11 protein-coding genes are annotated in these 10,743 nt (G+C 69.8%); 9 read left to right on the forward strand and 2 right to left on the reverse strand.

The window, feature by feature from the left end:
• From VGT06_06575 to VGT06_06600, 6 genes are all read left to right on the forward strand, one after another.
• Positions 1-721 (forward strand): histidine kinase dimerization/phosphoacceptor domain -containing protein (locus tag VGT06_06575; GenBank protein HEV8662785.1); only part of this gene is annotated, 721 nt, incomplete at its 5' end.
• Between the two features lie 17 nt (positions 722-738).
• Positions 739-1,620, forward strand: coding sequence for a diguanylate cyclase (locus tag VGT06_06580; GenBank protein HEV8662786.1), 882 nt, complete (start codon positions 739-741; stop codon positions 1,618-1,620).
• Positions 1,621-1,809: 189 nt separating this feature from the next.
• Complete coding sequence (locus tag VGT06_06585; protein HEV8662787.1) at positions 1,810-2,943, forward strand: DGQHR domain-containing protein; 1,134 nt, start codon at positions 1,810-1,812, stop codon at positions 2,941-2,943.
• A gap of 202 nt (positions 2,944-3,145) precedes the next feature.
• Positions 3,146-3,451, forward strand: a complete 306-nt coding sequence (locus VGT06_06590; GenBank protein HEV8662788.1) for a hypothetical protein — start codon at positions 3,146-3,148, stop codon at positions 3,449-3,451.
• 6 nt (positions 3,452-3,457) lie between these two features.
• On the forward strand, positions 3,458-3,682 hold the full coding sequence (locus VGT06_06595) for a hypothetical protein (GenBank protein ID HEV8662789.1): 225 nt from the start codon (positions 3,458-3,460) through the stop codon (positions 3,680-3,682).
• Between the two features lie 406 nt (positions 3,683-4,088).
• Positions 4,089-4,460: a hypothetical protein gene (locus tag VGT06_06600; GenBank protein HEV8662790.1), complete on the forward strand. Its 372-nt coding sequence runs from the start codon at positions 4,089-4,091 to the stop codon at positions 4,458-4,460.
• On the opposite strand, the gene VGT06_06605 is transcribed toward VGT06_06600, so the two are convergent.
• Positions 4,457-5,521, reverse strand: a complete 1,065-nt coding sequence (locus tag VGT06_06605; protein HEV8662791.1) for a spermidine/putrescine ABC transporter substrate-binding protein — start codon at positions 5,519-5,521, stop codon at positions 4,457-4,459. The genes VGT06_06600 and VGT06_06605 overlap by 4 nt on opposite strands.
• Positions 5,522-5,667: 146 nt before the next feature.
• Between VGT06_06605 and VGT06_06610 the strand changes: the two genes are divergently transcribed.
• Together VGT06_06610 and VGT06_06615 are read left to right on the forward strand one after the other, a co-directional pair.
• The gene (locus VGT06_06610; GenBank protein ID HEV8662792.1) at positions 5,668-7,491 is read left to right on the forward strand and encodes an ATP-binding protein; all 1,824 of its coding nucleotides are present in this window, start codon (positions 5,668-5,670) and stop codon (positions 7,489-7,491) included.
• Positions 7,492-7,537: 46 nt separating this feature from the next.
• Positions 7,538-8,887 carry a hypothetical protein gene (locus VGT06_06615; protein ID HEV8662793.1) on the forward strand — a complete coding sequence of 450 codons (1,350 nt, stop codon included), beginning with the start codon at positions 7,538-7,540 and terminating at the stop codon, positions 8,885-8,887.
• A gap of 146 nt (positions 8,888-9,033) precedes the next feature.
• On the opposite strand, the gene speB is transcribed toward VGT06_06615, so the two are convergent.
• A complete protein-coding gene (gene speB / locus VGT06_06620) occupies positions 9,034-9,972 on the reverse strand; it encodes an agmatinase (GenBank protein ID HEV8662794.1) in 939 nt (312 codons plus the stop codon).
• 222 nt (positions 9,973-10,194) lie between these two features.
• On the opposite strand from speB, the gene VGT06_06625 reads away from it, so the two are divergent.
• On the forward strand, positions 10,195-10,743 hold a 549-nt coding region (locus VGT06_06625; GenBank protein ID HEV8662795.1), incomplete at its 3' end, for an ABC transporter substrate-binding protein.

Raw genomic sequence — 10,743 nt, forward strand, 5'->3', positions numbered from 1 at the left:
TCTGACGCCCCTCTACGATGGCCGCGGAGGCCTCCGCAACTTCGTGCAGGTGACGCGCGACAGCAGCGAGCGCAGGCACTCCCAGGAGCAGATCACGCGGTCGCTGAACGAGAAGGAGGTCCTCCTCAAGGAACTCCATCACCGCGTGAAGAACAATTTGCAGCTCGTCTCGAGCCTGCTCAACTTGCAGGCCGCCTCCGTGAAGGACACGCAGGCGCGGAGGCTGTTCGCGGAGAGCCAGACCCGCATCAGGTCCATGGCCCTGATCCATGAGATCCTGTATGCCTCGGAGGATCTGGCCAAGGTCAATTTCGGGGAATACGTCCCGCGGCTCGTCGCGCATCTGTGCCGCTCGTACGCCGTCGAGCGCGAGGCGGTCGACCTGCACATTCACGCCGACGAGGTGCTGGTGGGGGCGGAGAAGGCCATTCCGTGCGGGCTCATCATCAACGAGCTGGTCGCGAATGCGCTCAAACACGCCTTCCCGGCGGGAACGAGAGGCGAGATTCGGATCGACTTCCACCGTGACGGTGGCGGGAAGTGCGAACTCATCATCCAGGATACCGGGGTGGGATTTCCGGCCGATCTGGACGTTCGAAACGCCAAGTCGTCGGGGCTGCAATTGGTCTCCACCCTGGTCGATCAGCTGGGGGGGAGTGTGGAGTATCGGAGCGACAGGGGGGTGCAGGTGACGATGGGGTTCCCGGGATTGGAGGGTTGACAGAAGGGAGTTCGACGGTGGGGCACACGCAGATTCTGGTTGTCGAAGACGAGAACATCGTCGCAAAAGATCTGCAGCAGACCTTGCGGATGCTGGGGTACGGCGTGCCGGTGATTGCGACGTCCGGAGAAGAGGCGATAGAAAAAGCGGCCGCGACGCACCCGGATCTGGTGCTGATGGATATCAAATTGAAGGGGCGTCTCGATGGCGTGGCGGCCGCCCAGGAAATCGGCGATCGCCTCGATATCCCGGTCGTCTATCTCACCGCGTATGCGGATGAGCAGACGGTGCGCCGAGCGAAGGTGACGGAGCCGTTCGGCTATCTCGTCAAGCCCTTCGATGAGCGCAGTTTGCATGCGGCCGTCGAAGTGGCGCTCCATCGACACCGGATGCAGATGGCGCTGCGGAGTCTCGCCCATGTGGACGAGCTGACGGGATTGTACAACCGGCGCGGTTTTTTCGCGCACGCGCGGCAGCACCTGAAGGTCGCGCGGCGGACGAAAAGGGCGCTGTGGCTCATCTTCGTGGACCTCGACGGCTTCAAGGCGATCAATGATCGGTTCGGCCATCAGGAAGGGGATCTGGCGCTGATCGAGACGGCGGAGATCCTGCGGAGGACCTTTCGTGATTCCGACGTCGTCGCTCGCCTGGGTGGGGACGAGTTTACTGCTCTAGGGATACATGCCTCCGACGACAGCGTCCAGATGATGACGGCGCGCTTGGAAGAAAATCTTCGGGCGGTGAACGGGGGAAGCGGGCGGCGGTACGAGCTGGGATTCAGCGTGGGGGTCGCGCGGTTCGACCCCAAGGGGGTGGGTTCGATTGAGGAACTGCTGGCCAAGGCGGATGAGGCGCTGTATGAGCAGAAACGGAGCAAGCAGCACTCCTTGCAGGCGTGATACCCCCCCGGGCTGCGGCGGGGCGAGCCTCCCCCTTCGCATAAGCCCAGCACAGGTCTAGGGGGACCCTCCGGCCTATCCGGCGCATCCCTCCCCCCTCCCTTGCCTCCGCCCCCCATTTGCCCTATCCTGGCACCAACGTTTCTCCCCATCCGCCGGTCCTCTGTGCCTCGCCCGGAGGAGGGTACCATGATCAGTGTGCCCGCCCACCGTATCCGGCAATTCGGGGTCGAGTTCTACCAGGCGGTCTTCTCGGCCGCGGACATTGACCGGCTGGTCCGCTTCGAGGTCCTGGGTTATGGGGGGGCCGGGGCGGTGCCCGGGGCCTCCCGGCGCGGAGCGAGGGCGACCCAGATCAACTGGGAGGTGCTGGAGAAGCGGATCGGGCAGAGCGAGGCCGCGTACCAGCGGCCCGTCATCCGGCGGAAGATCCAGGAGCTGCTTCAGTACTACCGGGAGTGCCGGGAGGCCGGCAATCTCCCGGCCATCCCGGGCGCCGTGATCATGATCAGCGAGAAGCGCCTCACCTTCAAGCCGGTGGGGAGCGCCCCGACGCTGGGGCAGCTCCAGATCCCAGAGGAACCGGGGGTCCTCCGGGCCCTCGACGGCCAGCACCGGCTGCTCGCCCTGCACGCCGCCGTGGAGCAGGAGGCCCTGGACCTGCACGTCCCGGCCGTCCTCTTCGATATGCTGGATGCGCGCCAGGTCGTCGAACTCTTCGTCACCATCAACGCGAAGCACACCCGCCTGAACCCGTCCCACCTCCTCAGCCTGGCGGGCCGCCGCCTCTACGCCAACCCGCACCAGGCGCTCGCCCACGACATCATCCGCCATCTGAACGAGGCCGAGGACTCGCCCCTCCGCGGAGATATCCGGATGCTGGGGGTGGGGAAGGGGAGGGTCACCCAGGCGGCCCTCAACGAGGAAATGGTGGATCTGTTTGAGGTCCTCCAGAAGGTGGGCGGGGAGGCCAAGATCCGGGAGATGCAGCACCAGGGGAAGCGCTTCTTCCTGAATTACCTCAAGGGAGTCGCCCAGGCGTTCCCGAAGGCCTGGGCCGGGAAGAAGTACAGCATCAAGACCGGCGCGGCCCTCCGGGCCTTCGTGCGGGTCTCCCCGGAGGTCATGGCCCGAGCCCGCGACCTGAAGGGGGATTCCTTCGACGCCCATGGCCTCCGGCAGGCGGTAGCCCCGTGGGGGGAGCGACTGACGGATCGGCGGTTCGAGACCGAGGGGGAGTGGCGGAGTAAGCTGGCGGGAGGGACCCGGGGGACGGTGGATCTCCTCGCCCGGGAGCTGAAGGACGCGCTGCGCCGAGGATAACGGAGCGGGTCGCCCCGAGCCGCCACGTTCACGGAGCAGTCCCGGGGGCTTCCCGGCCGGGCTGACCCCGAGCCGCCGGGTCGTTGAGGGGGCGGTCGACCCGAGACGGCCGGCCTGAGCCTCCGCCCAGGGCGGACCCCCCTGGCCTCCCCCGCCGCCCTGTGCTAGAATCCCGGCGTTCCCCCCACGCAGGAGGTCCACGATGCTCCCCTTCAAGGTGTACGGCATCAATCTGGCAGTCCGGGTGCTCGGCGAGCCGCCGCCCGGGGTGAGCCCCCTGCACTGTCCCCAGGGCCACCCGATGCGCTACGGCACCGTCGTCCAGACGGGGGACGGCTTCGACGAGGCGGCCCGAAGCTTCCGGGAGATGCCGAAGATGGGGGCCATCGTGGCGTTCGAGGAATCGCAGGAGGGGGTGGAGGGGCACTACTTCTATCTGGGCGAGGATGAATTCCGGATCCTCCCCATTGACGCGATCATCATCGCCTTCTCGGAGTCGGAGGGGTAGGGCCCGGTGCTGACGGAAGCCGACCTCGTGGGCGCCGCCAGGCGGTACCTGAAGGAGCAGTACGGCGAGGACACCCTGGCCATGAGCGTGCTGCAGAACGGGGTCGAGGACGGGACCGGCGTCCTGGCGGTGGACTGCACCGTCCGCTTCGGAGGAGAGACTTCTGACTGGAGCAAGCGCTTCACGTTCACCCGGGGGCGGATCACCGACATGTCCGCCCGCCGGCGCTGAGGGGGAGGGGGGTATGGGGATCCCCTGACCCGGCGTAGCAACGATCTGGCACGCGCTGTTCGCGTGCCGCACGGTAGCGCCCGCGGCGCCCCGTCGGGGGGACCTCCGGTCCCCGGGCGGGGCGCCGCGGCTTTCGGCGTGGCCCGGGTGGAGTTGACCTTCATGCCGCCGACGCGCCCCGTGGCGATGGAGCCGGAGGCGCGAGGCCGCTCGTGCCCTTCACGGTAGCGGGGCCAGGCGAGGGCAGAGGAGGAGCGCTGCGATGAGGCCCGCACGAGGCCGGGCAGGGGGACGACGGCTGCCGGAGCGGCGGCCGAGGGCCGTCCGGGCGCGGGGAGCTGCCCCGGGGGAAAACCGGGCAGAGGACCGGCCGGCCAAAGCGACGGCTCGCTCCCCCGGGGAGCACGTGAGGCGGTTGGAGGGAGCGCTCCAGGCGGCCGAGGCCCTCCTGGAGGAGAAGGATCGGGAGATTTCCAGGCTGAAGCAGGAGTTCCAGGAGCGCCTGGACGAGCTCGAGGGGCGGTTCGCCGGGATGCAGCGGGAGGTGAGCCGGGCGCGCGGGGACGCCAGCGACGCGCGCCAGATTGCCGAGGCCCGGGTCCGGGGCGTGGAGCAGCAGCTCCGGAACCTGGCCGAGCTCCTCGAGGGGCTGGAGGCCAAGGGGCAGGTGATCGCGGAGTCCACCCAGGCGGCCCGGGGGACGGTGGAGGCGCTCACGGAGCGGCTGGACCAGCTCGAGGCGGACATCCCGCCGGGGCCGGACCGCCGGGCCCGCTAGCGGATTCGTAGCTCCGCCCAGAGCCGGTCGTAGAGGCGGGTGGTTTCCCCCAGATCCTGCATCCACTCGAGGCGGGCCCGCGCCTCCGCGGAGGGGAGGACTGTCGGGTCGTTCAGGAGCGCCGGCGGCAGCAGCGCCCGGGCGCCCTCGTTCGGGCTGGGATGGCGGGTGAAGGTGACCAGGCGCGCCGCCACCTCCGGTCGGAGGAGATAATTGATGAGCGCCTCGGCCGTCTTCTTGTGGGGGGCGCCTTTCGGGATGCAGAGGTGATCCATGTAGATGGTGCTCCCCTCCTTCGGGAGGACGTACTTCAGGCTGGGCTTCTCCTGGGCAACCCGGGCCACGTCCCCGCTCCAGGCGTGGGCCAGCCAGACCTCCCCGGCGAGGAGCAGCTCGGCGTACGTGTCGCTGGTGTAGACCTTCACCAGCGGCTTCTGGCGCCGGAGCAGGTCGGCGGCCGCCCGCAGGGTCTTCGGGTCGGTGCTGTTGAGCGACTGCCCGAGCGCCTTCAGGGCGGCCCCGATGGTCTCGCGCGGGTCGCTCAGCATGCTGATCCGCCCCCGGTACCGGCTCTCCCAGAGCACGCGCCAGGAGTCGGGGGCGGGGACCCGCTCGCTATCGTAGGCGATGCCCGTCGTCCCCCACAGGTAGGGGGCGCAGTGCGCGGGGCCGGGGTCGAAGGGCCCATCGCGGAAGGCCGGCTCGATGTGCTTCAGGTTCGGGACCCGCTCCACCTCGAGCGGCTCGAGCAGCCCTTGCTCGCGGAGGGTGGCGACCATGTAGTCCGAGGGGACGATGATGTCGTACCCGCCGGTTCCCCCCTGGAGCTTCGCCAGCAGCTCCTCGTTGCTGACGTAACTCTCGAGGGTCACCTTGACGCCGAACTCCTTCGTGAAGTCCTCCAGGACCGCCGGATCCATGTAGTGGGCCCAGTTAAACAGCGTCAGCGTCGGGTCCAGCCCGGCCCGCGGTCCGCCCCCCTGCCCGCAGCCGGCGAGGAGGAAGAGCGCGGCCACCGCTGTCCCGAACCTCGGCGTTCGCCATTGGTCCCGCCCCTTCATCCCTGCCCCTCCCGAACCCGCTTATACCACAGGCGCGCGGGGGCGTCACGCGGGCCGGAGAGCGGCCGGCAAAAAAAACCGCTTGGCTCAGGCGACTCGCTTCCGTAGAATCCGGCCGGCCGCCCCGGGCGGCCGGGAGGGCGCGGGTGGGGCACGGGGCGCCCAGGGCGCGGGGGACGGCGGGGGAAGCCGCGCTGCGGCAGGTCCGGGCGTTCCGGGCCATCGCGGCCGCCCTACAGGCCTCCCGCAACCTGGAAGCGGTCCTCGAGGGATCTCTCCGGGCGGCCTGCCGAGCCGCCGGTGCCCCGGGCGGCGCGATCTTTCTCCTGGAGGCCCCGGGTGGGCTGCGCCTGGCGGCCGATCTCCGCTTGGGCCCGGCAGCCCTCTCCCCCTCCCTCACTGTTCCGGACAGCTTGCCCGCCCTGCCGCTCGCCACCGGCGAGGCCGTGGCGCGTTCCCTTCAGGCACCCCCCGATGGCGACCTCCTGGCCGCCGGCTTCCGGACCGGCGCCGCCTTCCCGCTCCGAGACGCCGAAGGGTTGCGCGGGAGCCTCCTCCTGCTGCGCCGCCGCGCATTCGGTGATGCGGAGTTGGCGCTCCTCGCACCCGTGGCCGACCAGGTGGCCCTGGCCGCGGGGAGCGCCGCCCTCTACCACGAGGCCTGGGAGAAGACCGCCCGCCTCGAGGGACTCATCCACCTCACGCGGGAGATGCTGGGGCACGCCGACCCGGAGACCGTCTATCGGGCCGCGGCACGGGCCGCGGCCGGGCTCCTCGGGGTGGAACTGGCGACCCTCTGGCTCCTCGAGGAGGAGACCTTCGTGCTCCGGGCGGTGGCGGGGCGGGAGGTCGCCGCGCGCCTCGTGGGGGAGCGCCTTCCCGCCTACGAAGGGCTGGGAGCCCTGCTCCTCCGGAGCCACCGCCTGGTCGAGGGGCCGGAGGTAGCCGCGGAGCGCGCCTGGCGGGATCGTGGCTGGATGGAAAGTGAGGGCCTCCGGGCCTTCGCCGCCGCGCCGCTCGTCTGGGGGGATGGGGTCTCGGGAATCCTGGTCGTTTTCCGGAAGAGCCCGCGCCTCACGACCCCGCTGGAGCGGGACCTCCTCTCCTTCCTGGCCGTCCAGGCGGCGGCCGCCGTGGAGACGGTCCGGCTCTTCACCAGCCTGGCGCGGCATCGGGACGACCTGGAGGCCCTCGTCCAGGAGCGGACCCGCCAGGCGGAGGAGGCGCTCCGGATCCGGAGCCAGTTCCTGGCCAACGCCTCCCACGAGCTCCGGACGCCCGTCCAGGCCATCCTGGGCTTCGCCGACCTCCTGAAGCAGCCGGACGCCGAGCGGGTCAGGGGCCGGCAGGCGGAGTTCCTGGAGAACATCGGGGAGAGCGCGCGGCACCTCCAGGACCTGATCCGCAACGTCCTGGACCTGGCGCGGCTCGAGGCGGGGCGGCTGAGCCTCGCCCTGGACTCCTTCGCCCTCCTCGACGCGGTCCGGGAATCGGTCCGGCATCTGCAGGGGTTGGCGCACAAGCGGGGGATCCGGGTCCACCTCGAGGCCGGCCCCGATGTGGACCGCATCGAGGCCGATCTGGGGAAGCTCCGGCAGGTCCTCTACAATCTCCTGAGCAATGCCCTGAAGTTCACGCCGGAGGGGGGCATGGTCCGGGTGGAGGTAGTCGCCCGGGACCTGGTGGCAGGAGAGAACGGACCGGGCGACCGGTGGGCCCGCTACTACGAGATCCGGGTGGAGGACAGCGGGATCGGGATTGATGCCCGGGACCTGCCCCGCCTCTTCCAGCCGTTCGTCACGCTCCACCACACGGCATCCGAGGCCCAATCCTCGGGCCTGGGCCTGAACCTGACCAAGCAGCTCGTAGAGCTGCACGGTGGGACCATCTGGGCCGAGAGCCCCGGCCCGGGCCTCGGGGCCGCCTTCACGGTCCTGCTCCCGGCTACCCAGGGCAGCACGGGGGGGTGAGTCCGGGGTTGCCAGGGGGAGCCCTCTCCGGCTAGAATCTCGTTCCATGCGCATTCCCGTGCGTCTGCGAGCCGGAGCGGCCCTCACCCTCCTCCTGATCCTGGCCGCCTGCAGCGGGCCGTCTCCCGAGCTGCCACCGGGCCCCCGGGCGGCGCCCCGCTGGGAGCAGACCCCGGTCATCTTCATCCCCGGGATCAACCGGGAAGTGGGCCGCCTCCTGCGGGACAGCCTCTTCGACCTGGAGCTGCTCACCCTTCGGACCGACGCCGAGACCATCGCGCATCTGGGCGATCCCCGCTTCGTCCCCGACCTCAAGCCGCTGAACGGCGCCCCTCCCTTCGATCCCGATCAGCTCCGGAAAACGCCCGCCCGGGGGATGCAGGGCGTGGTGGACCACCTGACGTGGGCGGAGGGGTATGTCCGGGCGAGTCCGGCCGACCCGACCGACAAGGATTTCCCCGAGAACACGCCGGAGGTCCGGGCCGACCGGAGTCGGCCGGGGAACCTCTACGTCTGGTATTACGACTGGCGGCGGGATAACGTCGAAACGGCCTGCCTCCTGGCCGACCTGGTGGAGAGCATCCGCGCCGCCACCGGCGCGGGGAAAGTCCTCCTGGTGGGTCACAGCATGGGGGGGGTCGTCATCCGCTACTATCTCCGGTACGGCGGGCGCGATGTCCTCCGGGGGCGCGAGTGCCCGATCGGGAACGGCGATCGCCACGCCCGGATCAACCGGCCCGGGTCCGAGGCAGTGGCGGGCGCGGTCTTCCTGGGCGTGCCCCACCGGGGGTCGGTCCTCGCCTTCCGGACGCTCTTGAGCGACTTCACCCTCTGGAGGGTCATCCGGGTCGCGCTCCGAGAGCCGGTCTTTTCGATGCCCTCCGCCTGGCAGATGCTGCCCCCCGGGCGGACCGACGGGATGGTGCCGCTCCTGGTCGAGGATGGCGAGGGAGGAGTGCGGGACGTCCCCCTGTACACCACCCGCACCTGGACGGAGCGGCGCTGGATCTTTGCCGACTGGTCCGACCCGGCGCGTCGCACGTTCCTCGAGGCGATGCTGGCGCGGACGGCGGCGTTTCAACGGAGCCTGGAGAACTTCAACGCCGCCGAGGGGAAGACCCCCCGGCTGAACGTGTACAGCACCTGCCGCCCGACCCTGGCGCGGGCCGTCCTGACGCCGAAGGGCGTCCGGTTCGTCGGACGGGACGACCGGGATGACCCGTTCTACAGCCGGACATACGATCCCGGCGACGGCGTGGTCACCGAGTCCAGCGCGCACCTGCCCCCCGCCCCCTTCCTCCGGACGCTCCCGACCTGCGCCTCCCACAACGGCTACCACGAGGACCCGGGTGTGCTCCGGGACGTAATGGGCTTCCTCTCCCAGCACGCCGACTAGCCTGCAGTGTCCTCCGGCCACGGAGGCTATCCTGTCCTGGTCTTCCCGTTTGGCACTTAACTTCAACTCGCCAAGCTGGCCAACAAGAATGTCGGGTGCATCCGGCATCTCCTTGATGTTGGGAAGGAGTTCCCCGGAGTTGGGGGCTAGCCGAATATCGCGGCGAGAAACTCGAGGATGGTGCTGGCGGCGAGGGATTGCGTGAGGCCGATCGGGTCCAGGAAGGGGTTGGTCTCGACGAGGTCCATCCCGAGAATGCGGCCCTTCCCTGCGATGCCCCGGAGGAGGTCCCAGAGCTGCCGGTACGTGAGGCCGTCCGGCTCGGGGGAGGAGGTCCCGGGGGCGATGGCGGGGTCGAGAGCGTCGATGTCGACGGTCACGTAGTATCGGTCGAGGCGGGGGATCTTGTTCAGGACCGTAGCCACGCCAGATTCGTGCAGCTCCCGCGCCGTCACGATCAGGTTCCCTCGCCTCGACGAGTCCTCGAAGGCGTCCTGGCGGGTCCGGATCCCCCGGATCCCCACCTGGATGATGCGGGTGACGAAGGGCAGCTCCGAAATCCGCTTGATAGGGTTGCCGTTCGCGATCCGGACCCCCAGGAACTCGTCGCTGTAGTCGAGGTGGGCGTCCACGTGCAGGAGCCCGAAGGGGCCCCGCTCGGCGTAGGCCTGGACGACCGGAAACGTGATGGAGTTGTCGCCGCCCAGGACGACGGGGAAGGCCCCCCGATCGAGCAGGGCCCGGACGGCCGCGGTGATGTTCGCAAAGGTCCGCTGCCAGTCGGTATAAATAATATCCACGTCGCCGCAGTCAGCGAGCCGGAGCTTCTCCAGATAGCGGCGCCGCGCCTCCACGTCCCAGTATCCCCCCACGGCTGCCCCGCGCTCCCCGAAGGCATACCGGACCGAGTACTCCCGGATGCCCCGGGGGCCGAAGCGGGCCCCCGGCCGGAAGCCGGTCCCCTCGTCCCAGGGCACGCCCAGGATGGCCACGTCGGCCTCGAGGGTCGCCGGGTCCATGCAGACGGGGGCCTTGCAGAAGGAGGCGATGCCGGTGATGGGGAGGTTCAGCCGGGGTTCGGACACGGGCCCCTCCGGAGGCGCGCCCCTTCTACCACGCGCTCCCGGGAGGGTCAAGGGCGGCGGCCACGCTGGGGCGCCGGTTGACCCCCCTTGCCTTCCGCGCTATACATGGGGGCACCCTGCCGAGGCGGCGGGGGGCGGCGAGCCCGGGGCGGTGCGCCGCTGCGGCGGCAGGATCTACGCGGGCCGCACCCGCCCCGCGGCCGGGGAGAAAGGGGGAGCGCCGTGAAGCGATGGGCAGCGGGTGGCGTGGCACTGCTGGCGATCGTGATCCTGGCGACGACCGCGGCGGCCGCGCCGCTTCGGATCGGGTACTCCATCTGGGTGGGGTACGGACCCCTCTTCCTGGCCAAGGAGAAGGGCTACTACGGCAAGACCGAGGTCCAGCTCACGAACGTGGAAGACCCCAAGCAGCGCTTCACGGCGCTGGCGGCGGGGCAGCTCGACGGACTCGTCTCCACCATAGACACCATGGTCCTCTATTTAAAGACAGGCAAGGAGTACCAGTACGTCCTGGCCCTGGACGACAGCAACGGTGGCGACGGCGTCGTGGCGAACCGGAACATCAAGGCGGTCAAGGACCTGAAGGGGAAGAAGGTGGCCTTCGCCGAGGGCTCCGTCTCCCACTTCTTTCTCAGCGTCCTGCTGAAGCAGGCCGGCCTGAAGCAGGCGGACATCGAGTCGGTGAACATGACGGCCGGGGATGCCGGGGCCGCCTTCGTGGCAGGCAAGGTGGATGCGGCGGTGACCTGGGAGCCGTGGCTGACCAAGGGG

The organism is Candidatus Methylomirabilis sp. (genome assembly GCA_036000645.1).
In the GTDB taxonomy this organism is placed as follows: Bacteria; Methylomirabilota; Methylomirabilia; order Methylomirabilales; family JACPAU01; genus JACPAU01.